The organism is Streptomyces sindenensis (genome assembly GCF_014649035.1).
GTDB classification, from domain to species: Bacteria; Actinomycetota; Actinomycetes; order Streptomycetales; family Streptomycetaceae; genus Streptomyces; species Streptomyces sindenensis.
The window spans coordinates 63925-87570 of sequence record NZ_BMSG01000016.1; the positions used below are offsets into that span (position 1 = coordinate 63925).

The 23646-nt window shown below is 70.5% G+C and carries 24 protein-coding genes and 2 pseudogenes; 15 read left to right on the forward strand and 11 right to left on the reverse strand.

The genetic code is table 11. The annotated features are described in order from the left end of the window. Positions 1–47: 47 nt before the first annotated feature. Both IE145_RS18785 and IE145_RS18790 read right to left on the reverse strand, forming a co-directional pair. The gene (locus tag IE145_RS18785) at positions 48–881 is read right to left on the reverse strand and encodes an Fpg/Nei family DNA glycosylase (RefSeq protein WP_189526371.1); all 834 of its coding nucleotides are present in this window, start codon (positions 879–881) and stop codon (positions 48–50) included. A gap of 116 nt (positions 882–997) precedes the next feature. After that, positions 998–1486 carry a ribose-5-phosphate isomerase gene (locus IE145_RS18790; RefSeq protein ID WP_010062974.1) on the reverse strand — a complete coding sequence of 163 codons (489 nt, stop codon included), beginning with the start codon at positions 1484–1486 and terminating at the stop codon, positions 998–1000. Positions 1487–1760: 274 nt separating this feature from the next. Between IE145_RS18790 and IE145_RS18795 the strand changes: the two genes are divergently transcribed. Further along, positions 1761–3194 (forward strand): amino acid permease, encoded by a 1434-nt coding sequence (locus tag IE145_RS18795; protein WP_189526373.1) that lies wholly within the window; start codon positions 1761–1763, stop codon positions 3192–3194. Positions 3195–3387: 193 nt separating this feature from the next. Then, positions 3388–3525, forward strand: a pseudogene (locus IE145_RS33430) (FAD-binding protein); the annotation flags it as partial. Between the two features lie 7 nt (positions 3526–3532). Here the strand turns inward: IE145_RS33430 and IE145_RS18800 are convergent. Further along, positions 3533–4126 carry a biotin transporter BioY gene (locus IE145_RS18800; RefSeq protein ID WP_189526375.1) on the reverse strand — a complete coding sequence of 198 codons (594 nt, stop codon included), beginning with the start codon at positions 4124–4126 and terminating at the stop codon, positions 3533–3535. Between the two features lie 288 nt (positions 4127–4414). Here IE145_RS18800 and IE145_RS18805 point away from each other — a divergent pair, with 288 nt between their 5' ends. The 3 genes from IE145_RS18805 to IE145_RS18815 all read left to right on the forward strand — a co-directional run bounded on the left by IE145_RS18805 (position 4415) and on the right by IE145_RS18815 (position 8827). After that, positions 4415–5869, forward strand: a complete 1455-nt coding sequence (locus tag IE145_RS18805; protein WP_189526377.1) for an amino acid permease — start codon at positions 4415–4417, stop codon at positions 5867–5869. Between the two features lie 120 nt (positions 5870–5989). Further along, positions 5990–7519: an amino acid permease gene (locus tag IE145_RS18810; protein WP_229825652.1), complete on the forward strand. Its 1530-nt coding sequence runs from the start codon at positions 5990–5992 to the stop codon at positions 7517–7519. A gap of 237 nt (positions 7520–7756) precedes the next feature. Further along, a complete protein-coding gene (locus IE145_RS18815; protein WP_189526379.1) occupies positions 7757–8827 on the forward strand; it encodes a glycerophosphodiester phosphodiesterase family protein in 1071 nt (356 codons plus the stop codon). A 241-nt stretch (positions 8828–9068) separates the two neighbouring features. On the opposite strand, the gene tkt is transcribed toward IE145_RS18815, so the two are convergent. Further along, the gene (gene tkt / locus IE145_RS18820) at positions 9069–11297 is read right to left on the reverse strand and encodes a transketolase (protein ID WP_189526380.1); all 2229 of its coding nucleotides are present in this window, start codon (positions 11295–11297) and stop codon (positions 9069–9071) included. 312 nt (positions 11298–11609) lie between these two features. Between tkt and IE145_RS18825 the strand changes: the two genes are divergently transcribed. The 5 genes from IE145_RS18825 (at position 11610) to IE145_RS18845 (ending at position 14650) form a co-directional block, all read left to right on the forward strand. Next, complete coding sequence (locus IE145_RS18825; protein ID WP_189526382.1) at positions 11610–12251, forward strand: superoxide dismutase; 642 nt, start codon at positions 11610–11612, stop codon at positions 12249–12251. A 158-nt stretch (positions 12252–12409) separates the two neighbouring features. Then, positions 12410–12778 (forward strand): metalloregulator ArsR/SmtB family transcription factor, encoded by a 369-nt coding sequence (locus tag IE145_RS18830; protein WP_189526384.1) that lies wholly within the window; start codon positions 12410–12412, stop codon positions 12776–12778. Then, on the forward strand, positions 12775–13524 hold the full coding sequence (locus tag IE145_RS18835) for a DUF2071 domain-containing protein (protein ID WP_189526386.1): 750 nt from the start codon (positions 12775–12777) through the stop codon (positions 13522–13524). Before IE145_RS18830 ends, IE145_RS18835 begins: the two co-directional genes overlap by 4 nt. 152 nt (positions 13525–13676) lie before the next feature. Continuing rightward, a complete protein-coding gene (locus tag IE145_RS18840; protein ID WP_189526387.1) occupies positions 13677–14363 on the forward strand; it encodes a CatB-related O-acetyltransferase in 687 nt (228 codons plus the stop codon). Next, positions 14360–14650: a hypothetical protein gene (locus tag IE145_RS18845; protein WP_229825653.1), complete on the forward strand. Its 291-nt coding sequence runs from the start codon at positions 14360–14362 to the stop codon at positions 14648–14650. Before IE145_RS18840 ends, IE145_RS18845 begins: the two co-directional genes overlap by 4 nt. Here IE145_RS18845 and IE145_RS18850 read toward each other — a convergent pair. The 3 genes from IE145_RS18850 to IE145_RS18860 are packed head-to-tail and all read right to left on the reverse strand — an operon-like array spanning position 14638 to position 16153. Next, positions 14638–15048: a hypothetical protein gene (locus tag IE145_RS18850; RefSeq protein WP_189526389.1), complete on the reverse strand. Its 411-nt coding sequence runs from the start codon at positions 15046–15048 to the stop codon at positions 14638–14640. The two genes, IE145_RS18845 and IE145_RS18850, sit on opposite strands and share 13 nt — an antisense overlap. 17 nt (positions 15049–15065) lie before the next feature. After that, the gene (locus tag IE145_RS18855) at positions 15066–15275 is read right to left on the reverse strand and encodes a DUF397 domain-containing protein (protein ID WP_189526391.1); all 210 of its coding nucleotides are present in this window, start codon (positions 15273–15275) and stop codon (positions 15066–15068) included. After that, positions 15272–16153, reverse strand: a complete 882-nt coding sequence (locus IE145_RS18860; RefSeq protein WP_189526392.1) for a helix-turn-helix domain-containing protein — start codon at positions 16151–16153, stop codon at positions 15272–15274. Before IE145_RS18860 ends, IE145_RS18855 begins: the two co-directional genes overlap by 4 nt. 207 nt (positions 16154–16360) lie before the next feature. Between IE145_RS18860 and IE145_RS33960 the strand changes: the two genes are divergently transcribed. The 4 genes and pseudogenes from IE145_RS33960 to tgmC all read left to right on the forward strand — a co-directional run bounded on the left by IE145_RS33960 (position 16361) and on the right by tgmC (position 19230). Next, complete coding sequence (locus IE145_RS33960; RefSeq protein WP_189526394.1) at positions 16361–16597, forward strand: ATP-binding protein; 237 nt, start codon at positions 16361–16363, stop codon at positions 16595–16597. A gap of 250 nt (positions 16598–16847) precedes the next feature. Next, positions 16848–17120: a putative ATP-grasp-modified RiPP gene (tgmA, locus tag IE145_RS18870; protein WP_189526396.1), complete on the forward strand. Its 273-nt coding sequence runs from the start codon at positions 16848–16850 to the stop codon at positions 17118–17120. Further along, positions 17120–18085 (forward strand): annotated as a pseudogene (gene tgmB / locus IE145_RS18875) (ATP-grasp ribosomal peptide maturase). Before tgmA ends, tgmB begins: the two are co-directional and overlap by 1 nt. After that, on the forward strand, positions 18082–19230 hold the full coding sequence (gene tgmC / locus IE145_RS18880; RefSeq protein WP_189526398.1) for an ATP-grasp peptide maturase system methyltransferase: 1149 nt from the start codon (positions 18082–18084) through the stop codon (positions 19228–19230). Before tgmB ends, tgmC begins: the two are co-directional and overlap by 4 nt. 64 nt (positions 19231–19294) lie before the next feature. Here tgmC and IE145_RS18885 read toward each other — a convergent pair whose 3' ends face one another. Then, entirely contained in the window at positions 19295–19915 is a 621-nt protein-coding gene (locus IE145_RS18885; protein ID WP_189526484.1) for an XRE family transcriptional regulator, read from the reverse strand. Between the two features lie 339 nt (positions 19916–20254). Between IE145_RS18885 and IE145_RS18890 the strand changes: the two genes are divergently transcribed. Further along, positions 20255–21709: an NCS2 family permease gene (locus tag IE145_RS18890; RefSeq protein WP_189526400.1), complete on the forward strand. Its 1455-nt coding sequence runs from the start codon at positions 20255–20257 to the stop codon at positions 21707–21709. A gap of 204 nt (positions 21710–21913) precedes the next feature. Here the strand turns inward: IE145_RS18890 and IE145_RS18895 are convergent, their stop codons facing one another. From IE145_RS18895 to IE145_RS18905, 3 genes are all read right to left on the reverse strand, one after another. Continuing rightward, the gene (locus IE145_RS18895; RefSeq protein WP_189526402.1) at positions 21914–22261 is read right to left on the reverse strand and encodes a VOC family protein; all 348 of its coding nucleotides are present in this window, start codon (positions 22259–22261) and stop codon (positions 21914–21916) included. A 61-nt stretch (positions 22262–22322) separates the two neighbouring features. Next, positions 22323–22775: a GNAT family N-acetyltransferase gene (locus tag IE145_RS18900; protein WP_189526404.1), complete on the reverse strand. Its 453-nt coding sequence runs from the start codon at positions 22773–22775 to the stop codon at positions 22323–22325. 74 nt (positions 22776–22849) lie between these two features. Then, positions 22850–23500, reverse strand: a complete 651-nt coding sequence (locus IE145_RS18905; protein WP_189526406.1) for a mycothiol-dependent nitroreductase Rv2466c family protein — start codon at positions 23498–23500, stop codon at positions 22850–22852. Between the last annotated feature and the right edge of the window lie 146 nt (positions 23501–23646).

A 23646-nucleotide genomic window follows, 5' to 3' on the forward strand; every position in this document is an offset into this window, starting at 1 on the left:
GAAATGGGGTCGTCCGCGCGTTCCCGCCGGTCTTCTTCGGGCGGTTTTCAGCCTTTTCCGCCGTCGGAGGGGCGGGTGGGCTGGCACCGGGGGCACCAGAAGAGGTTGCGGGAGACCAGGTCCGCGGTGCGGATCTCCGTACCGCAGATGTGGCAGGGCTGGTTGGCGCGCCGGTAGACGTAGACCTCGCCGCCGTGGTCGTCCTTGCGGGGCGGGCGGCCCATGGCCTCGGGGAGGTGTTCGGGCCGGACGGTGTCGATGCGGTTGTGGCGTACGCCCTCGCGCATCAGCTCCACCAGGTCCGCCCAGATCGTCTCCCACTCGGCGCGGGTGAGGTCGCGGCCCGTGCGGTAGGGGTCAATGCCGTGGCGGAAGAGGACCTCGGCGCGGTAGACGTTGCCGACGCCCGCGATCACCTTCTGGTCCATCAGCAGGGCGGCGATGGTGGTCCGGCTGCGGGAGACCCGCTGCCAGGCCCGCTCCCCGTCCTCGTCGCCGCGCAGCGGGTCCGGTCCCAGGCGCTCGTGTATCGCGCGCTTCTCGGGCTCGGTGATCAGGGCGCAGGTGGTGGGGCCGCGCAGATCCGCGTAGTGGCCGGAGTTGACCAGGCGGAGGCGGACGGTGTCGGTGGGCGGCGGGGGCGGGGCGGCGCCGAAGCCGAGCTTGCCGAAGAGGCCGAGGTGGATGTGGACCCAGCCGGTGCCGCCGAAGCCGAGGAAGAGGTGCTTGCCGTGGGCGTCGGTGGCGGTGAGGGTGTGCCCGTCGAGCAGGGCCGCGCTGTCGGAGAACTTGCCCTGCGGACTGCTCACCCGGACCGGTGCGCCGGCGAACCGTTCGGTGTGGTCGTCGGCGAGGCGGCGGATGGTGTGTCCCTCGGGCACGGCGGGCTCCTGCGATGTGCGACGGCGGGTGGCGTTGACGGTGGCGGTGGCGGTGGCGGTGACATGACCGTGCCGCCGGGTCCGGGACCCGGCGGCACGCGAGGAGTGGGAGCGGGTCAGCCCTGCTGGGGGTGGTGGGCCGGGATCGGGGGGAGCTCGCCGGTGTTCTCGTACGCCGAGAGCATCTCGATGCGGCGCGTGTGGCGCTCCTCGTTCGAGTACGGCGTGGAGAGGAAGATCTCGACGAACTTCGTGGACTCCTCGACCGTGTGCATCCGGCCGCCGATCGCGACGACGTTGGCGTTGTTGTGCTCGCGGCCGAGCGCGGCGGTCTGCTCGCTCCAGGCCAGTGCGGCGCGGACGCCCTTGACCTTGTTGGCGGCGATCTGCTCGCCGTTGCCGGAGCCGCCGATCACGATGCCGAGGCTGTCCGGGTCGGCGGCCGTCTTCTCGGCGGCCCGCAGGCAGAACGGCGGGTAGTCGTCCTGGGCGTCGTAGATGTGGGGGCCGCAGTCGACGGCCTCGTGGCCGTGAGCGCCGAGCCACTCGACGAGGTGGTTCTTGAGTTCGTAGCCGGCATGGTCGGATCCGAGGTACACGCGCATGGTGCGAAGTGTGGCACGAACTCGGCGGGGCGACCCTCACGGGGCGGTCGTCAGGGGGGCGCAGACCCCGATTCGATGATTCGCAGGCGTGGTCCCGATTTTTGTGTGGCGAACACCACTCAAGCAATGATCAGGCAAACGATCCGAAAGGGGGGTTCCCCTTCCACCTTGCATCGGGCTTGAATGCGTGGCCTTGTCTTCGCCCACCCCACGGGCAGCACGCCACGGCGGAGCAGGGCAGACCCTCATGCGCGAAAAGGTAAGGAATCCCCCCATGACGTCGCAGACGACGCTGGCGGAGCCGGGCCAGGAGCCCGGTGAGCCGGACCGGCCGGACTCGTCGGGCGGGCTTCAGGCAGGCCTGAAGAACCGCCACCTCTCGATGATCGCGATCGGCGGCGTGATCGGCGCCGGGCTCTTCGTGGGATCCAGCGCGGGCATCGCGGCCGCGGGTCCGGCGATCCTGATCTCGTACGCGATGGTCGGCCTGATGGTCGTCCTCGTGATGCGGATGCTCGGCGAGATGGCCGCCGCCCGGCCCAGCTCCGGCTCCTTCTCCGCCTACGCCGACCAGGCGCTGGGCCGTTGGGCCGGTTTCTCCATCGGCTGGCTGTACTGGTTCTTCTGGGTCGTGGTGCTGGCCGTCGAGGCCACGGCGGGCGCGGCGATCCTGGAGAACTGGATCCCGGGCGTGCCCCAGTGGGCCTGGGCGCTGATCGTGATGGTCGTGCTGACCGCCACCAATCTGGTCTCGGTGGGCAGTTACGGCGAGTTCGAGTTCTGGTTCGCCGGGATCAAGGCCGTGGCGATCGGCGCGTTCGTGGTCGTCGGATTCCTCGCGGTCTTCGGGCTGCTGCCCGGTTCGGACAACCCGGGGTCGGGTCTGGCCCATCTGACGGACAGCGGCGGGTTCTTCCCCGAGGGGCCGGGCGCCATCCTGACCGGTGTGCTGATGGTCGTCTTCTCGTTCATGGGCAGTGAGATCGTGACGCTGGCCGCCGGCGAGTCCTCCGACCCGCAGCGGGCCGTCTCGAAGGCCACCAACAGCGTGATCTGGCGTATCGCCGTCTTCTACCTCGGCTCGATCTTCGTCGTACTGACGTTGCTGCCGTGGAACGACCCGTCGATCCCGGAGAAGGGCAGCTACGTCGCCGCTCTCGACTCGATCGGGATCCCGCAGGCCGGCAACGTCATGGACTTCATCGTGCTGACGGCCGTGCTGTCCTGCCTCAACTCCGGTCTGTACACGGCCTCCCGGATGGCCTTCTCGCTCGGCGAGAGGGGCGACGCGCCGAAGTCCTTCGCCACGGTCAACCGGCGCGGGGTGCCGCAGGCGGCGATCCTGTCCTCGGTCGTCTTCGGCTTCGTGGCGGTGTTCTTCAACTACCAGTGGCCGGACACGGTGTTCCAGTTCCTGCTGAACTCCTCCGGCGCGGTCGCGCTCTTCGTGTGGCTGGTCATCTGCTTCACCCAGCTGCGGATGCGCGGGATCATCCTCCGCGAGACCCCGGGCAGGCTGGTCGTACGGATGTGGCTCTTCCCGTACCTCACCTGGGCGACGATCGCGGCGATCTCCTTCGTCCTGGTCTACATGCTGACCGACGACACCGCCCGCGAGCAGGTCGTGCTGTCGCTGCTGGTCGCGGCTCTGGTGGTGGGCATCTCGCTGGTCCGGGAGATGCGCGGCCGCAAGGCCGTCGAGAAGTGATCCCCACCTGACGGAGGCTGTCACGCTTCCCGGGGAGGCTCATCTTCGTACCGCGCGGAACGCGAGCGAAGGAGAGCCTCCCCTCATGGGTTGCGCACCCGCCGCCTTCCCGGCCGGCTCCCCGACCCGGCCCCGGGCCCGTACCCCCGACGACGGAGGGGGGCCGGGGCATACGCCGCCGGGCTCGGGCTCCGGGCGGTCGGCGAGCTTCTGCCGCGGCGGCGGGGGCCGTACGGCCGGATCGCCCGAGCCGGAAACGGCGAAGAGGCTCGCCGGCCTGGTCTCCCAGTACGATCCGGCGGGCCTCTCCGAAGGGCCTTGCGAGGGCTGAGCGGGGGTCAGCCGCGGTGGCCCAGCAGCTTCCAGGTGGCCGGCAGGACGCCCATGGCCAGCGCCGCCTTGAGGGCGTCCCCGATCAGGAACGGGGTGAGGCCCGCCGCGACGGCGGCGCTCATCGACATCCCGGTGGAGAGCGCCAGGTAGGGCACGCCGATGGCGTAGATGATCGCGGAGCCGAGCGCCATCGTGCCCGCGGTGCGCAGCACGGAGCGGTCGGCGCCGCGGCGGGCGAGGGCGCCGACGACGGTGGCGGCCAGGAGCATGCCGAAGACGTAGCCGAGGGACGGCATGCTCCACCCCGAGGTGGCCTCCGCGAACCACGGCACGCCGGCCATGCCGACGAGGGCGTACAGCGCGAGGGAGAGGAAGCCGCGGCGGGCACCCAGCGCGGTGCCGATCAGGAGCGCGGCGAAGGTCTGGCCGGTGACCGGGACCGGGGAGCCGGGCACCGGGACGGCTATCTGGGCCGCGATACCGGTCAGGGCCGCGCCGCCGAGGACGAGGGCCGCGTCCACGGCGTAGCGGTACCGGGCTGCGGGCAGCAGGTCGGCGAGGACCGCTCCGGAGCGGACGGGGGCGGCAGCAGTGCTCATCGGGACTCCGCGGGTGAGGGCAGGTGGGCCGGGGCGGCCCCCGGCGGTCGGGGTGGGGTCGGGCTCCCGCCGACGTTAGTCCACCGGTCAACGCTCGTTCACCATCAGCCGCCCACAAAGCGGTGGTTGATGGGTTGGTGGGATTCACACAAAGCCCGCGGCGCAATCGCGTTCCCGCGTGACGCTCGTCACGGAGGTCGGGCGGGTGGGGGTCCGTTTTGGCGGGAAAGGGACCCCGGCCCCAGACTGTAGGTTCCCCATAAATCATCCGAGAGTGAACCGCACCCCATGCACGAGGCTCCCCCCACCCCTGCCGCCAATTCGCCCGCCGCCCCCGCCGAGCCGCTGTCGCACGGGCTCAAGCAGCGCCATCTGACGATGCTGGGGCTCGGCGGGGTGATCGGGGCGGGTCTGTTCGTGGGCTCGGGCGCCGGGATCGCGGTGGCGGGGCCCGCGATCGTCGTCTCGTATCTGATCGCGGGGGCGCTCGCGATGCTGGTGATGCGGATGCTGGGCGAGATGTCGGCAGCGATGCCCGCCTCCGGTTCGTTCTCCGTGCACGCGGAGCGGGCGCTCGGGCGGTGGGCCGGGTTCAGCGTCGGCTGGCTGTACTGGTTCCTGCTGGTCGTGGTCCTCGCCGTGGAGGCGACGGCGGCCGCGCAGATCGCCCACGGCTGGGTGCCGGCCGTCGAACCCTGGGCGTGGGTGCTGCTGTTCATGGTGGTGTTCACCGTGGCGAACCTGACGGCGGTGAAGAACTTCGGCGAGTTCGAGTTCTGGTTCGCCTCCTTGAAGGTCGGCGCGATCGTGGTCTTCCTGGTGCTCGGCGGGCTGGCGGTCTTCGGCCTGCTGCCGGACACCGACCCGGTCGGGATGACCAACCTGACCGGACAGGGGGGCTTCCTGCCGAACGGCTGGAGCGGGGTCGTCTCCGGTGTACTGACCGTGGTGTTCGCCTTCGGCGGCCTGGAGGTCGTCACCATCGCCGCCGCCGAGACGGACGACCCGGCGCGCGCGGTGGGCCGGGCGGTCCGCAGCGCGGTGGTGCGGATCCTCTTCTTCTACGTCGGCTCGATGCTGGTGATCGTGACCGTGCTGCCGTGGACCGCGCAGCAGGCCGGGCTGAGCCCGTATGTGAAGGTGCTGGACGCGATCGGGGTGCCGTCGGCCGGGCAGATCATGAACATCGTGGTGTTCGTGGCGCTGCTCTCCGCGCTCAACGCCAATCTGTACGGCTCCTCCCGCATGGTCTTCTCGCTGGCGGAGCGCGGGGAGGCGCCGCGCGGGCTGCTGAAGGTGTCCCGGAAGGCCGGGGCGGAGGGTGGTGTGCCGAGGCGGGCGGTGCTGGCGTCGGTGGTGTTCGGCTTCGTCTCCGTCCTGCTCAATCTGCTGTGGCCCGACACGGTGTTCCTCTTCATGCTCAACTCGGTCGGCGCGGTGCTGCTGTTCGTCTGGGCGCTGATCGCCGCCTCCCAGCTGCGGCTGCGTGCCCGGCTGGAGCAGGAGGCGCCCGCCGCGCTCGCGCTGCGGATGTGGTGGTTCCCGTATCTGACCTGGGTGACGCTGGCCGGTCTGCTGGGGGTGCTGCTGCTGATGCTGACCGACGACGCGGCCCGGCCGCAGGTGCTGTGGTCGGCGGGGGCGACGGCGCTGGTGCTGCTGGTGGCGGTGGGGCGCGAGCGGCGGGACCGCAAGAGGCCCCGGGGGCACGGCCAGGAGCGCTCGGCGTTTACCGATCGATAGCGCGTGTGCACCTTGTGTGAGCCTGGTGACCGTATAGCGGACAGTCGTTCCGTGTGAGCGGTACGGATGTTCAGACTGTGGGTTCATCCCCCCGTCTCAGCTAACGAACAGAGCTCGTCCATGCCTCGGACCTCCGCGTCTCCCCCCACCGCAGACTCCGCGGCTCCCGCAGGGCCCTCGGCGGACTCCGCGCTCACCCACGGCCTCAAGCAGCGCCACCTCTCGATGATCGCCCTCGGCGGGGTGATCGGCGCCGGGCTCTTCGTCGGCTCGGGCGCCGGGATCGCCGCCGCCGGACCCTCGATCATCGTCGCGTACGCCATATCCGGGCTGCTCGTCATGATGGTGATGCGCATGCTCGGCGAGATGTCGGCGGCCAACCCGGCGTCCGGCTCCTTCTCCGTGCACGCCGAGCGGGCGATCGGCCCGTGGGCCGGGTTCACCGCGGGCTGGTCCTTCTGGTTCCTGCTCTGCGTCGCCGTGGGCCTGGAGGGCATCGGTGCCGCGCAGATCGTCAGCGGCTGGCTGCCGGGAACCCCGGAGTGGGCCTGGGTCGCCCTGTTCATGGTGATCTTCCTGGGCACGAACCTGGCCGCCGTGAAGAACTTCGGCGAGTTCGAGTTCTGGTTCGCCGCGCTCAAGGTCATCGCGATCACGCTGTTCCTGGTGCTCGGCCTGCTGGCGATCTTCGGCGTGCTGCCGGACACGGACGCGCCCGGCCTCAGCAACCTCACGGGGGACGGCGGCTTCCTGCCGAAGGGCATGGACGGCTTCATCATCGGGCTCCTCGCCTCCGTGTTCGCGTACGGCGGTCTGGAGACCGTCACCATCGCGGCGGCCGAGTCCGAGAACCCCGTGCAGGGCGTCGCGAAGGCGGTCCGTACGGCGATGTGGCGCATCGCGGTCTTCTACATCGGCTCGATGGCGGTCATCGTCACGCTGGTCCCCTGGGACGACCCGAAGGTCGCCGAGGTCGGCCCGTTCTACGCGATGCTCGACCACCTGGGCGTCGGCAGCGCCGCGCAGATCATGAACGTGGTCATCCTCATCGCGCTGCTCTCCGCGATGAACGCCAACATCTACGGTGCGTCGCGCATGGCCCGTTCGCTGGTCGCGCGCGGCCAGGGCCCGTCGGTGCTCGGCAGGATCTCCTCCGGGGTGCCGCGCAACGCGGTGATGTTCTCCTCGGTCTTCGGGTTCCTGTGCGTGCTGCTCAGCTACTGGCGGCCGGACGACGTCTTCCCCTGGCTGCTGAACATGATCGGCGCGGTGATCCTGGTGGTGTGGATCTTCATCGCGGTCTCGCAGCTGATCCTGCGCCGGCGCACCGAGCGGGAGGCGCCTCAGACGCTGGTCGTGCGGATGTGGTTCTTCCCCGTCGGCACGATGGTCGCCCTCGCGGCCATGGTGGGCATCTTCCTGCTGATGCTGCGCCAGCCGGACACCCGTGACCAGCTGCTGGCCACGGGGGCGCTGACGGTGGTGCTCATCGGCCTCGGCCTGCTGCGTCAGCGCCGGCGGGGCGACGAGGGAGCCGACGACGGTACGGGCACGGGGGCCGATCCCGGGGCGGGCTCCGGGGCCGGACCGGAGGCCGGACCGGAGGCCGGCACCGGCACCGCGGCCGAGATCCCGGCACAGCGGCGGTAGTTACGGCACGACTGCCGCACGCACGGCTCCCGCACGGCCTCCACGCATGCCGGGCTCCTCCTCGTACGATCGGGGCGGAGCCCGGCATTCCGGCGTTTTCGGCCTCTCGCGTTCCGGTGCCGGGCCCCGGCGCGGCGCGCATCCGTGGCCGACAGGACATCGCAGGGCCGGGCGCCGTCCCCCGGGCCGTCACCCGTTCTCGCTTCCGTGATGGCTCACCCCACCCGAGGAGCCGTCATGTCCGTTGCCCCCAGGCGCCGTTCGATCCTCCTGGCCACCGCCGCCGTCACCGCCGCGGCCACCGCCCCGGCGCTCGCCGCCCCCGCCGGGGACCGTCACCCCCACCGCCCTGCGGGCCCCCTGGTCATCGGGCACCGTGGGGCGGCGGGCTGGCGGCCCGAGCACACCGCCGACGCGTACACCTGTGCCGTACGGGCCGGGGCCGACTGGATCGAGCCGGACCTCGTGCCGACGAAGGACCATGTCCTGGTCGTGCGGCACGAGAACGAGATCGGCGGGACGACCGATGTCGCGGACCGTCCGGAGTTCGCGGACCGCCGGACCACCAAGACGGTCGACGGCAAGACGGTGACCGGCTGGTTCACCGAGGACTTCACGCTGCGCGAGCTGCGGACGCTGCGCACGGTGGAGCGGCTGCCGCTGGTCCGGAACCGCAACACGGTCTTCGACGGGCGGGGCCGGGTGCTGACGTTCCAGGAGGTCGTGGACCTGGCCCGGCGGCTGTCGCGGGAGTCGGGCCGACGGATCGCGGTGTTCCCGGAGACGAAGCACCCGACGTACTTCCGCTCGATCGGGCTGCCGCTGGAGGAGGAGCTGATCCGGGTGATCCGCCGCAACCGGCTGACCGCCCGGGACTGCGTCGTCCAGTCCTTCGAGCCCGGCAGCCTGCGCCGGGTGGCCGCCGCCCGCCTGGGCCTCCCGCTGTGGCAGGCGCTGGGCACGAGCGGCGGCCCGTACGGGCACGGGATCACCTACCGGGACATGATGACCCCGGCCGGGCTGCGCGAGATCGCCTCGTACGCCGACTGGATCGGCCCGGACAAGTCCTCGCTGGTCCCCCCGAACACCCTGCTGGCGGACGCGCACGCGGCGGGCCTGAAGGTCGGCGCGTACACGTTCCGGGCGGAGAACCAGTACCTCCCGGCCGCGTACCGCCGAGGCACGGACCCGCACGCGTTCGGCGACGCGTTCGCGGAGTACGCCTTCCACTACGGGCGGGGCGTGGACGCGGTGGTGACGGACTTCCCGGACATCGCGGTGCAGGCCAGGGAGGACCTGCGGGGGTAGCGGGGAGGCCCTTCCGGCGGGCGGGGGCTTGGCTGGGGGGGGCTTCACCGATGGGGCCTGCCGGGCGAGGGCTCGGCCGGTGGGGCTTGTCGGGCAAGGAGCCTGGCCGGTGGGGCCTGTCGGGCAAGGGGCCTCACCGATGGGGCCTGCCGGGCGGGGGGCCTGGCCGGTGGGCAAGGGCCTGGCCGACTCCCCCACCGGCCCTGGGGCCGGCGCCCCCACCGGCCTGGGGCCGTCGGGCCTACCCGGCATCCCCCGTACCGCCGGCCGTCGGGGTCGCGCCGGGCCGCTCCCCGCCGGGCCGGACGGGGCCGGCCGCCGCGCGGACGCTCTCCCGGGCGGCTTCGGCGACCGCGGCGGGCGTGATGCCGAACTCCTCGTACAGGCGCTGGTAGGCGGCGGACGCGCCGAAGTGCTCCAGGCTGACCATGCGGCCCGCGTCGCCCACGATGTCCCGCCACCCCTGGGCGACGGCCGCCTCGACGCTGACCCGGGCCCGGACCCCGGGCGGCAGCACCTCGTCCTGGTACGCGTACGGCTGGTCGGCGAACCACTCGCGGCAGGGCATCGAGACCACCCGTGCGTCGACCCCGTCGGCGGCCAGCAACTCCCGGGCCTCCAGGGCGATATGCACCTCGGAGCCGGTGCCGACGAGGATGACGTCGGGCGTCTCGCCGCGGCTGTCGGCGAGGACGTACCCGCCGCGGGCGGCGCCGGACGCGGGGGCGCAGGAGCCCGCCCCCCGCTCCAGGACCGGCAACGGCTGCCGGGTCAGGGCGAGTCCGGCGGGCCGGTCGTGGTGCTCCAGGACGGTGCGCCAGCAGACGGAGGTCTCGTTGGCGTCGGCGGGCCGTACGACGTCGAGGCCGGGAATCGCGCGGAGGGCGGCCAGTTGCTCGACGGGCTGGTGGGTGGGGCCGTCCTCGCCGAGGCCGATGGAGTCATGGGTCCAGACGTAGGTGACCGGCAGCTTCATCAGGGCGGCGAGCCGGACGGCTGGGCGCATGTAGTCGCTGAAGATCAGGAACGTACCGCCGTAGGGCCGGGTGAGGCTCTGGAGCGCGATGCCGTTGAGGACGGCCCCCATGGCGTGCTCGCGGATGCCGAAGTGGAGCGTGCGGCCGTACGGATCGCCGGGGAACTCGCCCGTCTGCTTCCGCTCCGGCACGAAGGACGGCTCGCCCTCCATGGTGGTGTTGTTGCTCCCGGCGAGGTCGGCCGAACCGCCCCACAGCTCGGGGAGCACGGGGGCCAGCGCGGTGAGGACGTCACCGGAGGCCTTGCGGGTGGCGATGCCCTTGGGGTCGGGGTCGAAGACGGGCAGGCTGTCGGTCCAGCCCTCCGGCAGCCTCTGTTCCCGCAGCCGGTCGAGAAGTGCGGCGCGCTCGGGGTGGGCGGCGCGCCACACCTGGTAGCGGGGCTCCCAGGCGCGGTGGGCGGAGGCCCCTCGCTCGACGACCGCGCGGGCGTGCTCCAGTACGTCGTCCTCGACGGTGAAGTCGGCGTCCGGGTCGAAGCCGAGCAGCTTCTTGGTGGCGGCGACCTCGTCGTCGCCGAGCGCGGAGCCGTGGGCCTTGCCGGTGTTCTGCTTGGTGGGCGCGGGCCAGCCGATGATCGTACGGAGCAGGATCAGGGAGGGTCGGCCGCTCTCGCTCTTCGCGGCCTCGACGGCGGCGAGCAGGGCGTCGACGTCCTCGACGTAATCACCGGTCCGGGTGAAGTCGACCGTCTGGACGTGCCAGCCGTACGCGGCGTAGCGGGCGGTGACGTCCTCGCTGAAGGCGATGTCGGTGTCGTCCTCGATGGAGATGTGGTTGGAGTCGTAGAAGACGATCAGGTTGCCGAGCTCCTGGTGTCCGGCGAGCGAACTGGCCTCGGACGTCACGCCCTCCATCAGGTCGCCGTCGGAGGCGACGACGTACACATGGTGGTCGAAGGGGCTGGTGCCGGCGGGCGCGTCGGGGTCGAGGAGACCGCGCTCCCGGCGCCCCGCCATGGCCATGCCGACGGCGGAGGCGAGCCCCTGCCCGAGCGGCCCGGTGGTGATCTCGACACCCCGGGTGTGGCGGTACTCGGGATGGCCGGGGGTGGTCGAGCCCCAGGTGCGCAGCGCCTTCAGATCGTCCAGCTCCATCCCGTACCCGCTCAGATAGAGCTGGATGTACAGCGTGAGGCTGGAGTGGCCGCAGGAGAGCACGAAGCGGTCGCGGCCGATCCACTGGTCGTCGGCCGGGTCGTGCCGCATCACCTGCTGGAACAGCAGGTACGCCAGCGGGGCCAGGCTCATCGCGGTGCCCGGATGGCCGTGACCCGCCTTCTGCACGGCGTCGGCGGCGAGCACCCGCACGGTGTCGACGGCGCGGACGTCGAGCGGTCCCCAGCCCGCCGCCTCGGCCAGGGGTCGGGCCAGTCGTGGATCGCGGCCACGGTCCGGGCCGTCCGTCGCTTCGGGGGCGTTGGGGGGTGCCATCGAGTCCTCCTGGTCAGCGGGGTGGGCGGGTCTGCGGGCGGCGCGCGCACGCGGTCCCGGCACCGGCCGCCCGGCTGCTGGGCCGGGTCCCCCGGAACGACGGGACCAAACGCGCGACGGCGTACGCAGCGCTGAAGAAGGAGCAAATCACCTTTACGCGACAAAACAGAGGAAGGGCGGGGTCGCTGGTCCTAGGCCGAAGGGCTGATCACTTCGCGGACCGTCCTGCTGTTAGCCTGCTCGTAGATTGCTCCTGCATATAGGTTGCAATAACAACTGGACGGCATTCCCAGCAGTCGGAGGGTTCGAACCATGGCCACGTACACGCTCCCGGAACTCCCGTACGACTACGCGGCGCTCGAACCGGTCATCAACCCGCAGATCATCGAGCTGCACCACGACAAGCACCACGCCGCGTACGTCAAGGGCGCGAACGACACCCTGGAGCAGTTGGAAGAGGCCCGCGACAAGGGGGCCTGGGGAGCGATCAACGGCCTCCAGAAGAACCTCGCGTTCCACCTCTCCGGCCACATCCTGCACTCGATCTACTGGCACAACATGACCGGCGACGGCGGCGGCGAGCCCCTCGCGGCGGACGGCGTGGGCGACCTCGCCGACGCGATCGCGGAGTCCTTCGGCTCCTACGCGGGCTTCAAGTCCCAGCTGACGAAGGCCGCGGCCACCACCCAGGGTTCGGGCTGGGGCGTGCTCGCGTACGAGCCCGTCAGCGGGAAGCTGATCGTCGAGCAGGTCTACGACCACCAGGGCAACGTCGGCCAGGGCTCGGTCCCGATCCTCGTCTTCGACGCCTGGGAGCACGCCTTCTACCTGCAGTACAAGAACCAGAAGGTGGACTTCATCGAGGCAATGTGGCAGGTCGTCAACTGGCAGGACGTGGCCAAGCGTTACGCGGCGGCCAAGGAGCGCGCGGACGTGCTGCTGCTCGCCCCCTGAGCGACGCCGGCCCGCCGGAATCGTCCTGCCTCGTGATCGTCTTCTCAACCTTCACTCCGGCAGGCGGAGGAACGGAGAGCCCCCGCGAGGACGTGACTCGCGGGGGCTTTCCCATGGCCGTTGTTTAGCTGTTTAGCTCATGTGCTAAACATGCACGCATGGATTCACCCGCCGCCCCGCCCTCCGTCCCGTCCTCCGTTCCGTCCGATGACGAGGCGAGCGCCTTCCGCGCGCTCGCCGATCCCACCCGTCGCCAGATCCTGGAGGACCTGCGGGGCGGCGAGCTGGCCGCCGGGGAGATCGCGAGCCGGTTCTCGATCAGCGCCCCGTCCATCTCGCGCCACCTGGGCGTACTCAAGGGGGCCGGGCTCGTCACGGAGCGCCGGGACGCCAACCGCATCCTCTACTCGCTCGCCGAGGAGCGGCTCGCCCTGTGCGTGGGCCGCTTCCTCAGCAGCGTCTGCCCCGAGCAGATCGTGCTCCGCAACACCAAGTGGCGCTCCGCGCCGGAAGGCGACGCCTCGTGATCGGATCCCGGCTGTCCAGCGTCATCGAACGCCGCCTCCTGGTGAACTACCGGGTGGACCCGTACGTCGCGGCGGCCCTGCTGCCCGCGCCGCTGCGGCCCCAACTGGTGCGCGGCCAGGCGGTGGCCGGAATCTGCCTCCTCCGCATCGGCGGCGTCCGCCCCGCCTGGGCCCCGGCCGCGACCGGCCTGACCAGCGAGAACGCGGCCCACCGCATCGCCGTGGAGTGGGACGGCCCGGACGGCGTCGAGCAGGGCGTCTACATCCCGCGCCGCGACACCGCCTCCCGCCTCAACGCCTTCGCGGGCGGCCGGATCTACCCGGGCGAACACGGTCTCGCGGACTTCACGGTGCGGGAGGAGCCCGACGCCGTACGCGTGGCCTTCGCGACCCGGGACGGCGAGGTGGAGGTGGACGCCACGGTGGAACCGGCCGAAGAACTGCACGGCAGCGGCCTGTTCACGGACCTGGCGGAGGCGTCGGAGTTCTTCCGCCGGGGCAGCCGGGGCCTCTCCCCGGGCGCCGGGAGCGATCACCTGGACGTCCTGGAACTCTCCACGGACGCCTGGAAGGTGACGGCGGGCCGCCCCCGCCACGTACGCTCCACGTTCTTCGAGGACCGAGACCGCTTCCCGCCGGGCAGCGCGGTGCTGGACAGCGCACTGGTGATGCGGGGCGTGGCGGCCAACTGGGCGCAGGGGAAGCCGTTTCGGGTGGTGCGCGGGGCGGGCGTGGGGACCGCGTAGGGCGGCGTAGGGGCACGTAGGGGGTTACCGGTCGGCGGGTCCGGAGCCGCACTGGGCGGGGAGGAGGACGGCGGGCGGGGCGGGCGGCCACCAGAGGTGGCGGGGGCGGAAATCGTCAGCGGACCGGCGGGCCCGGATGCCACGATGACGCCATGAGTCCTGCCCCCGCCCCCGTCCCGGCGGACCCCACCGTCCTGCACCCGATGCCCGGCCAGCCGCGCGTGGTGCAGCTGAAGCCGCTGGTCACCTCGGAGCTGATCGAGGTGGGTGACTACACGTACTACGACGACCCCGAGCACGCCACGGAGTTCGAGACCCGGAACGTGCTGTACCACTACGGCCCCGAGCGCCTGGTGATCGGCAAGTTCTGCGCGCTGGCGACGGGGGTGCGGTTCATCATGAACGGCTCCAACCACCGTATGGACGGCCCGTCCACGTTCCCCTTCCCCACGCTCGGCGGCTCCTGGACCGACCACTTCGACCTGCTGACGGGCCTCCCCGACCGGGGTGACACGGTGATCGGCAACGACGTCTGGATCGGCTACGAGGCGGTGATCATGCCGGGCGTCCGCATCGGGCACGGCGCGATCATCAGCGCCCGGTCCGTGGTCGTCTCGGACGTCCCGGACTACGGCATCGTCGGCGGCAACCCGGCCCGCCTGATCCGTACCCGGTACGAGGAGGAGGACATCGCGCGGTTGCTGGCGGTGGCCTGGTGGGACTGGCCTGCGGAACACCTCACGCGCCACATCCGTACGGTGATGTCGGGCACGGTGGCGGAGCTGGAGGCGGCGGCGCCGGGGGGTGCAGGGCGGGGCGAAGAGACACGCAAGCGTTGAGCGGAGTTCGAGGACATCACGGAAGGTCATACGGGAAGACGAACGCGTTTCTGGAGCAGGCGGAGATCCGTCCAGCCATCCCGATCGACCAGGTGCGGTACGTCCGAGCAACGACCACACAGGACAGAAGCACGCGCCTGGCAATCGACCTGATCACGCGCGACGAGAACATCCGGTGGCTCTTCCACGCTGATATCGACCATGCTCAAGTGAACGCACTCGCCGCCGTGCTCGCCGAATCGATGAGGATCCCGGACGCCGAGCGCGAAGAGCTTCAGCGACGTTGAGCAGGGTCCTCTCGCTCGCCGACCCGTCGACGACGCCACACCACCGCGGCACCGGCCATAGCGACGGTGGTCGTCGCGGCAGTCCAGAAGACGAGCTTGGCGTCAGGTCCATTGACTGTCCGCAGCTCCCCGTCCGCGTGGCGGCAGAACGAGTCGGGCGGGAAGTACTGCGAGACCGGAATGCTGCGCGTGCCGTAGCAGGGGGACGTGTCGGGAAACAGGAACGGCTGCGCACGCTGCGAAAGTGACCAGCCGACGAACACGGTCAGCCACCCGGCCAGCAGGAACGCGAGCAGCATCCAACCGGGGAAGCCCGCTCGCCGCCCCAGCAGCCAAACCAGGGCGGTCGGCATGACGAAAACGGGCAATACAGCCAGCAGCAGGAAGACGTGGTTCATGACCGGTGACCCTGCTGTCAGCCGCCGAAGGTACCGGCCTTGATGCCGTCGATGAACGCGCCCCAGTGTTCGGGGCCGTAGAACTGGAGCCCGGCGGCCGGGTCCTTGCTGTCGCGGACGGCCCGGCCTCCATCGGCGGTGTGGGCGACCTCGACGCACTCGGTCCCCTGGCCCCCGGAGGAGTGCGAAGACCTCTCGAAGGGAGTCACTATGTCTTGGCTGCTCACGGTCCCTCGTTCCCTGCGGCGATGTTGTTCGCGACCTTCTCGATGAAAGCCATGCTCTCAGTCCGCGTGAGGGCTGCAGACCTGAGCGTGTCAAACGCGTGCACATAGCTGGCCATGACGTCCCGCTCTTCGAGGATGATGCAGTTGGCGACCGCATCGACAACGATCACTTCGGGCGAAGTCTCCTGGCCGTACGAAAGGCCCACGAACGCGGGTGACACGCGCGCGGCAGCCCATTCGGTATGCGGCAGCACCTGAATCGTCATGTTGGGCTGCTTGGCCATCTTGTCGAGGTGGGCGAGCTGAGCCAGGTGCACAGTGGGTGATGGCATCGGACCGGTGATGGCCGGCTCCCAGATCACGGCGGCGAACCGTGCGCCCGTCTCCTCGAAGACGCGGCGTCTCTCCTGCCTGACTTTGACGACCATGTCGGCCGCTTCCTCACTGATCACATCCGGGCTGGCATCGGTCAACGCGCGCGTGTACTCAGGGGTCTGCAACAGACCCGGGATGAGAACCGGCTGCCACGTACGGATGTATGTGGCATCGGACTCCAGGGACAGGAAGTCGCCCAGAATCTCCCGCACGGGCTGGCCGGCGTCGAAGTCCATCCACCAGCCACGCTTGTTGCTGTCCCGGGCCAACTTCTCCAGAAGCTGACGTTCGTCAACGTCTACCACCTCGTACAGGTCGAGCAGCATACGCACATCACCGACGCGTGCACTGACCGTGCCCGATTCGATTCTGCTGATCTTGGCGGTGGAACACGCCACCGCCTCGGCCGCATGTTCCTGGTCCAAACATGCGTTCAACCTCAGCCGCTTGAGCGCCGCCCCCAACCGCCGACTGCGCACCGTGGGCTTCCCACCTGCGGGCATAGCTCCCCCTCTCCCTCCGGCCAGTCTGCCTGGCAACTGTTCGACCTCGCTAGCGAGTTGCCTCGGACGAGTGAACGCAAACTTGCATCACAGATTCGCTTGCTTTGCATCTCACCCGACCCCTAGCGTGGATTGCGTCACAACGGGTGCCCAATCCAGCACGCCAGGTGATCTCTGATTCCGCCTGCCCACGACCTTGGGGGACGTATGTCCGGGCGCACAGACAGCAAGAGGTTCCGGGTCCGAAGGGACTCCATTCCCGCCGCACGGCGGCACGTCAGAGCGGTTCTGCTCGGCTGGAAGCTCGGCGGTCTCGTCGACGACGAGACCTCCGGCCGGGGCCTGCTCATCGTCGGCGCGCTCGCCGAGCAGTGGGGCGTACGACCGCGTAACCCCGGCAAGACCGTCTGGGCTCACCTGTCCGTCGGGGCCGGCCAGCGGTGAACCGGCTGTCGCGCCGCCCGCGTACGCCTCCCCCGCCATCCCCTTTCGCCGAACGCGTACGTATCGAGACCGACCCCGCCTACCGAGCCCGGTACTACCCCGGGCTGGGTGCCGCGATCGCCCGGCGAGGGCGTTGGCGCTCGGCCGAGGTGGAGGCGCTGGTACGGCGACTGAGGTCGCCGCCATAACGAGCCGTGTGGCAGACGTCAGACAGAGAACAGCCGACCAACACTGGCACGGAGGTACAGCAATGAGCACCTACACGCCCGCACCCTGGGGCACAGGGCGAATGGGACCGTACGAGGACACCGTCGCCGTCCCGCGGTTCACCCCCGTACTCGACCCCGAAACGCAGGTCGCCCTGGTCGTCGACGAGTACGGGCGCACAGTCGAGATGGGCGGCCACGGCACGAGCACCAGCGGATTGACGCCGACCCACACCACTCCGGGGGACGGGGCCGCGCCGGGCGGAGCGACCGATTCCGACAGCACCGAGTCCTACGACCAGGACCAGTCCGCTTGATGGACGGCCCACGCGGGTCGGTGCTGGTTCTGACCCACCTCCACGACGTGACCACGGACATCGTGCTCCGCGTCCTCGCCGCGCGGCGCGTGCCCGTGGTTCGTCTCGACCCCGGCACCGACCTGTTCGCTGGGGCCTCGCTGTCCGCCTCGTACGGCACCGGTGGTCAGCGGGGCACACTGCGCACTCCGAGCCGGGATCTCGATCTCACCCGAGTGCGGTCGGTCTGGGTTCGCAGGCCGTCGGCGTACGACGGGCCCCCGGGGCTCGACGAACACGACCGCCGGTTCGCACGGGAGCAGGCCTTCTGGGGAATCGGGGGCGTCCTCGCGTCTCTCCCCCACGCCCACTACGTCAACCACCCCTGGAACAACCGTGCGGCCGAGTACAAGCCCGCTCAGCTCTCGGCCGCGCAGCAGTCCGGATTCCTGGTGCCCGATACGTTGATCACCCATGCTGCCCGGGAAGCACGGGAGTTCGTTGCCTCCCATGGCAGCGGAGTCGTCTACAAGCCCTTGTGGAACACGCCCTATCGCGTGGCCGGTCGCCCTCACAGTGTGTGGGTGCGCGAAGTACGCGAGCAGGAGATCACCGACGCCGTGGCCGGCTGCCCCCACCTCTTCCAGGCCCGGGTGGACAAGGCGTTCGACGTGCGGGTGACCGCTGTCGGACCGTGACTGTCCGGAGTGCGGATCGACAGCCCGGATCTGGACTGGCGGCGTCGGCAGGGGCTCATGCGGTGCGGGCCTGTGGAGATCCCCGGTGCGATCGTGCAGTCCGTCCGCGCCTACCTCGCTGGCTTCCGTCTCGTGTACGGAGCCTTCGACTTCGCCGTAACCCATGACGGGACCTGGTACTTCCTCGAATGCAACCCCAACGGGCAGTGGGCATGGCAACCGCCCGACGTCACCGACGGCATCGCCCACGCTCTCGCCGACCAGCTGGAGAAAGGCTCCGCCCCATGAGTACCTCCGCTCACCTGCGTACCGTCCTCGCAGACACGCTCACCGGGGGCGGGACGCTCACCGACCCTGCCTGGCGCGAGGCCGCCGCAGCGGTCCCCCGCGAACTGTTCCTGGGCTCCTACTTCATACAGGTCCCCGGCAGCAGCCCGACCCGCTATCTACCCGTTCGCCAGGGTGAGGACGGGTGGCTGGAGGGGATCTACACCGACCGGACGCTCATCACCCAGCTCGACGGCCGCGTCCGGCCCTGTGACGTGACGGACAGCAGCGTCACCGGCGACCCGACATCCTCGTCGACCCTGCCGTCACTTGTACTGCGCATGTGGCAGCAGCTCGGAGTCGAGGCAGGGCAGACGGTGTTGGAGATCGGCACCGGAACCGGATACTCGACCGCTCTCGGTGCGCACCGCCTCGGCGACGACCGGTTGACCAGCATCGAGTACGACCCGGTGGTCGGGCGGGCCGCCGCCTCCGCCCTCAAGGCGGCCGGGTACGCGCCGCGCCTGGTCGTCGGGGACGGTCTGCGGGGCGACCCGCACGCGAGCGTGAACACGTACGACCGGCTGATCGCCACCTGCTCGGTCCGGTACGTCCCCACGGCCTGGCTCCACCAGGTGAAACCGGGCGGGAAGATCCTGGTCACCCTCTCCGGGTGGAGTTACGCGTCCGGGCTGGCGCTCCTCACCGTGACCGGCCCCGGGACGGCGGCAGGGCGGTTCCTGCCCGGATACACCAGCTTCATGATCGCGCGCCCGCACGACCGGCCGCCGCGCCCGACCCTGGCCCTGCTGCCCGGTGCGGAGCGGCCGAGCCGGATCGACCCGGCGGTGATCGGGACGTGGACCGGCGGTTGGGTGGCCCAGCTCGCCGTTCCGGCGGCGGAGCGGATGGGGGCGGGGGCGGAGCAGATCCTCTGGGATGTCTCCACCGGTTCTCAGGCTCGGACCGCGCCGGGGCCCGAGGGCGGGTGGACGGTCGTCCAGCGGGGCCCCGTACGTCTGTGGGACCGCGTCGAAGCAGCGATCCGGCTCTGGCAGGCGGCGGGCGAGCCGCATCAGGAGGGGTTCGGCGTCACGGTTTCGGACGCCCGGCAGCGGGTGTGGATCGGCGCCGAGGGCGGTCCTGGGTGGGACCTGCCGGTGTGAGGTCGCGTCCCGCGTGCCCGCAGGTGCCCGCGGGACGCCGGGGCGACGGGCAGGTCCTGTCGGCCTAGGACGCCCCCGGCAGCCGGCTCCAGAAGTGGTCGACGATGTTCTCGACGTAGCGGCGGCCGTCCTCGCCGGATGCCGTGGAGCCGCCCGCCCGGCTCAGGGTGGCCGCCATCAGGGCCTGGTAGTCCTGGTGCATGGCCTGCAACGGGGCCTTCAGGTCGCGGCGGTCCATCGAGACCAGCTTGGCGATGTCGCGGATGTGGGCCTGCCAGCGGGTGGAGACCGCCTCGGTGAGGAGGCGGGCCAGCTCCTCCTCCAGCCTGGTGATCGCGATGAAGTCGCGGGGAGGCAGACCGAGGACCTCGCCGAGCTTGGCCGACTGCCGTTTGTCGCCGGCCCAGTGACCGGCCTGCTCCATGGACAGGTACGCGTCGAGGGACAGGCCCGTGGCGCGTGCGACGTCCTCGGCCGAGACTCCGCGCGCGATGCGGTGTTCCAGCAAGGTGCCGGGGTGGCCCATCAGTTCACTCGGCCGGCACCACAAAGCGCCTGCCAGGGCGGTCAGTTCACCCGCGTCCGGGACGTGCGTGCCGCGTTCCCACGCGATCACGTGCTCGGGGGTGATGTGCGATGTTCCGAAGGACGCGCGCATGCCGTAGGCGACATGACCGGGGGCCATCCCGAGCTTCTCGCGCAAGGCGCGCGCTGCCCGCGCGTTGAAGGGGAGTGGTGGGTGCACGCCACGGAGAGTAGGGGAGTTGTCACCGCCACTTCCATACCCGCTGTCGGCTGCCTGCCGGTTTGGCGGCAAAGGTCGCCGTCGATTCCGTAGGAAAGCACAGGAGCGAAAGGGCATCAACTGCACGCTCTACGCGGGTAGTTGCGATCCCCTGAGTGCCGCGTATGATCCGCTCGCAAGGTTCCGTATGTGCGTTCGCACAGTGCCTGTCACTCGCCGCGGGGAGCGCCGGCGCCCACCCCGCCCCCTCATTCATCCGCATGTCCAGGAGACTTCGTCATGCACGCCAGCCCGACCAGCCCACCGCCGCCGCCCGACACGAAGACCGCCGCATCGGGGGGCGCCGTCGACCGGTTCTTCCGCATCAGCGAACGCGGCTCGTCCTACATACGGGAGATACGCGGCGGATTCGCCACGTTCTTCACGATGGCATACATCCTCGTGCTCAACCCGATCATCCTCGGCGGGGCCGAGGACAAGTTCGGTGAGCAGCTGGACAGCGTGCAGTTGGTGACCGCCACCGCTCTGGTCGCCGCGGTGATGACGCTGATCATGGGTGTGGGCGGCAACCTGCCCTTGGCCCTGGCGGCGGGTCTGGGCATCAACGCCGTCGTGGCCTTCCAGATCGCGCCCCTGATGAGCTGGGAAGACGCGATGGGGCTCATCGTGCTCGAAGGGCTCTTGATCTGTGTCCTGGTGATGACCGGGTTGCGCGAGGCGATCATGCACGCCATCCCGCAGCCCCTGAAGCAGGCGATCAGCGTCGGCATCGGTCTCTTCATCGCCTTCATCGGCTTCGTGGACGCCGGGTTCGTCACCCGCATCCCCGACGCCGCGAACTCCACCGTGCCCGTCCAGCTCGGCACCGGCACGCTCACCGGCTGGCCGATGCTCGTCTTCTGCCTCGGTGTGCTCCTGACGATCGTCCTGGTCGCCCGGAAGGTGAAGGGCGCGATCCTCATCAGCATCGTCCTGATGACCGCCGTCGCCATCGTCGTCAACGAGATCGCCGACATCAAGGCCTGGGGCCTGACGTCGCCCTCGATCCCCGGCAACCCCGTCGCCGCGCCGGACTTCGGGCTGCTGTTCCAGTTCGACCTGCTCGGGTCGTTCGGTCAGGTCAGCGTGCTGACGGTCGTCCTGCTCATCTTCACCCTGATCCTGTCCGACTTCTTCGACACGATGGGCACCGTCGTGGGTGTCACGGCGGAGGCCGGTCTCCTCGACGAGCGCGGCCAGGTGCCCGGTCTCGGCCGCGTCCTGCTGATCGACGGGGCTGCCGCCGTCGTCGGTGGCGCCACGTCCTCGTCGTCGGCCACCACCTACATCGAGTCCGCGGCGGGTGTCGGTGAAGGGGCCCGCACCGGCTTCGCCAACCTGGTCACCGGCGGGCTGTTCGCGCTCGCCCTGTTCCTCACGCCCGTGCTGACCATCGTGCCGATGCAGGCGGCGGCGCCCGCCCTCGTGGTGGTCGGATTCCTGATGATGACCCAGGTCAAGCACATCGACTGGGACCGCTACGACGTCGCCATCCCGGCCTTCCTCACCATCGTCGTCATGCCGTTCACCTACTCCATCACCAACGGCATCGGCGCCGGCTTCGTCGCCTATGTGGTCATCAAGGCGTGCCTGGGCAAGGCGCGCGAGGTCCACTGGCTGCTGTGGGGCACCGCGGCGCTCTTCCTCGTGTACTTCCTGATCGATCCGCTGGAGCAGGTGCTCGGAATGAAATGACCATCCTCACCCCCGGTGAGTGAGGGCGATCCCCTTCGGCTCGCGTGAGCGGGCTTCTTCAGCTCGCGTGAGCGGGCTTCGGGGTTTCACGCAGCCGCCTCCCGGCCGGTGGTTCAGCGGTTCACTCGCCTGAGAGCAACGGGGGGCGCTCGTTCGAATGGAACGAGCGCCCCCCGTCCTTGGATCGGCGGGCCCCGGCAGCAGTCAGTGGCTGCCGGCGTCCGCCAGACAGAACTCGTTGCCCTCCGGGTCCTTGAGGACCGTCCAGCTCATCCCCTGCATCGACCGCTCGCCAACGACCGTCGCGCCCAGCTTCGCCAGGCGCTCCACGTCGGCCGGGCGGTCGGGCGAGGCGAAGTCGATGTGCACCCGGTTCTTGCCGGGCTTGGGCTCGGGCACCCGCTGGAAGCCGAGGACCAGCGGGGTGGCCGCGAGGACGACGAACGCGTCGTAGTCCTGGATGTCCTCGACGCCGAGCGCCTCGGCCCACCAGGCGGCCAGCGTCTGGGGGTCGGCGCAGTCGATCGTGATCATCTCCGGTGAGATTCGCATGCTCCTCACCGTACGGCGCACCACTGACAACGCCCCGCGGCACAGGGGCTCGTGGGGCCGATCAGACCAGGACGACCTCCAGCAGCGGCAGCTCGCGGCCCGGGATGGAGCCGGACGGCGTGGCGCCGATCCGGACCGCGCCCATGGCCCGGTAGAACGGCTCCGCGTGGGGGTCGGCGTCGATGGTGAGGCGTGTGAAGCCCAGGCGGCGCGCCTCGTCGACCGTGTGGCTGAACAGCCGCCGCCCGACGCCCCTGCCGATGGTGTCCGGCTCGACGAACATCATGCCGAGCGCGCCTTCCGGCGGCTCTCCGTCCAGGGTGGTGAAGCCCAGGATCCTGCCGTCCTCCTCGGCCACCGCCGTCCGCCGCGCCGCCACCTCCGCGGGGAGCATCGTCAGCTCCTCGCGGCAGGCGGCCAGGAACTCGGCGTCGTACTCCCAGTGGCCCTTCGACCGCAGGGCCAGGTCCGTCAGTGCGGCGGCCTCGGCCGCCTCGCCCGCGCGTATCCGCATGGGGGCAGTCTCCCCCATGCGGACACCCGCGCGCTCCCCCATGCGGACACCCGCGCGTCGGTCCGGGGGTCGCGTCAGTCGAAGACCGGGCCCTGCGTCCGGGTCCGCTTGATCTCGTAGAAGCCGGGGATGGACGCGACCAGCAGCGTGCCGTCCCAGAGCTTCGCCGCCTCCTCGCCCTTGGGGGCGGGGGTCACGACCGGGCCGAAGAAGGCGATCTGCTCGCCGTCCGCACCGGGGACCGCGATGACCGGGGTACCGACCTCCTGGCCGACCTTGTCGATGCCCTCCTGGTGGGAGGCGCGCAGCTCGGTGTCGTACGTGTCCTTGTCGGCGTACTCCGCGAGGTCGGCGGGGAGGCCGACGTCCTTCAGCGCGGCGGCCACGGCCTCGGGGGTGGGCCCTTCGCCGTTGTTGTGGAAGCGGGTGCCGAGCGCGGTGTAGAGGGGGCCGACCACGTCGTCGCCGTGGAGCTGCTGCGCGGCGATGACGACCCGGACCGGGCCCCACGCCTGGTTCGCCAGCATGTCCCGGTACTCCTCGGGCAGCTCGTCCAGCTTGTCCTCGTTCAGGACGGCCAGGCTCATCACGTGCCAGCGGACCTCGACGTCCCGGACCTTCTCCACCTCCAGCATCCAGCGCGAGGTCATCCACGCCCAGGGGCAGAGCGGGTCGAACCAGAAGTCGACCGGGGTCTTGCCGTTCGCCGGGGTGTTCTCGGACATGTCTCTCCTCTGCAGGGCGTGTTCCACACCAGGGTGTGGCGCACGGAGGGCGTGTTCACCTTCGGACGAGAACGTCTCGCGGGGGCGACCCATTCCCTGCCTGCCGCCGCGCGAGGACGCGTGCAAGGATCAATGGGTTCGAACAC

What these genes read in the sequence shown, in the direction of transcription:
- IE145_RS18790 (WP_010062974.1), bottom strand. Translation starts at nt 1,486, where the DNA reads ATGCGCGTGTACCTCGGATCCGACCATGCCGGCTACGAACTCAAGAAC.
- IE145_RS18890 (WP_189526400.1), top strand. Translation starts at nt 20,255, where the DNA reads ATGCACGCCAGCCCGACCAGCCCACCGCCGCCGCCCGACACGAAGACC.
- tgmA (WP_189526396.1), top strand. Translation starts at nt 16,848, where the DNA reads ATGAGCACCTACACGCCCGCACCCTGGGGCACAGGGCGAATGGGACCG.
- IE145_RS18825 (WP_189526382.1), top strand. Translation starts at nt 11,610, where the DNA reads ATGGCCACGTACACGCTCCCGGAACTCCCGTACGACTACGCGGCGCTC.
- IE145_RS18860 (WP_189526392.1), bottom strand. Translation starts at nt 16,153, where the DNA reads ATGCCCGCAGGTGGGAAGCCCACGGTGCGCAGTCGGCGGTTGGGGGCG.
- IE145_RS18900 (WP_189526404.1), bottom strand. Translation starts at nt 22,775, where the DNA reads ATGCGGATACGCGCGGGCGAGGCGGCCGAGGCCGCCGCACTGACGGAC.
- IE145_RS18805 (WP_189526377.1), top strand. Translation starts at nt 4,415, where the DNA reads ATGCACGAGGCTCCCCCCACCCCTGCCGCCAATTCGCCCGCCGCCCCC.
- IE145_RS18850 (WP_189526389.1), bottom strand. Translation starts at nt 15,048, where the DNA reads ATGAACCACGTCTTCCTGCTGCTGGCTGTATTGCCCGTTTTCGTCATG.
- IE145_RS18795 (WP_189526373.1), top strand. Translation starts at nt 1,761, where the DNA reads ATGACGTCGCAGACGACGCTGGCGGAGCCGGGCCAGGAGCCCGGTGAG.
- IE145_RS18840 (WP_189526387.1), top strand. Translation starts at nt 13,677, where the DNA reads ATGAGTCCTGCCCCCGCCCCCGTCCCGGCGGACCCCACCGTCCTGCAC.
- tgmC (WP_189526398.1), top strand. Translation starts at nt 18,082, where the DNA reads ATGAGTACCTCCGCTCACCTGCGTACCGTCCTCGCAGACACGCTCACC.
- IE145_RS18895 (WP_189526402.1), bottom strand. Translation starts at nt 22,261, where the DNA reads ATGCGAATCTCACCGGAGATGATCACGATCGACTGCGCCGACCCCCAG.
- IE145_RS33960 (WP_189526394.1), top strand. Translation starts at nt 16,361, where the DNA reads ATGTCCGGGCGCACAGACAGCAAGAGGTTCCGGGTCCGAAGGGACTCC.
- tkt (WP_189526380.1), bottom strand. Translation starts at nt 11,297, where the DNA reads ATGGCACCCCCCAACGCCCCCGAAGCGACGGACGGCCCGGACCGTGGC.
- IE145_RS18800 (WP_189526375.1), bottom strand. Translation starts at nt 4,126, where the DNA reads ATGAGCACTGCTGCCGCCCCCGTCCGCTCCGGAGCGGTCCTCGCCGAC.
- IE145_RS18810 (WP_229825652.1), top strand. Translation starts at nt 5,990, where the DNA reads ATGCCTCGGACCTCCGCGTCTCCCCCCACCGCAGACTCCGCGGCTCCC.
- IE145_RS18815 (WP_189526379.1), top strand. Translation starts at nt 7,757, where the DNA reads ATGTCCGTTGCCCCCAGGCGCCGTTCGATCCTCCTGGCCACCGCCGCC.
- IE145_RS18830 (WP_189526384.1), top strand. Translation starts at nt 12,410, where the DNA reads ATGGATTCACCCGCCGCCCCGCCCTCCGTCCCGTCCTCCGTTCCGTCC.
- IE145_RS18905 (WP_189526406.1), bottom strand. Translation starts at nt 23,500, where the DNA reads ATGTCCGAGAACACCCCGGCGAACGGCAAGACCCCGGTCGACTTCTGG.
- IE145_RS18885 (WP_189526484.1), bottom strand. Translation starts at nt 19,915, where the DNA reads ATGGCCCCCGGTCATGTCGCCTACGGCATGCGCGCGTCCTTCGGAACA.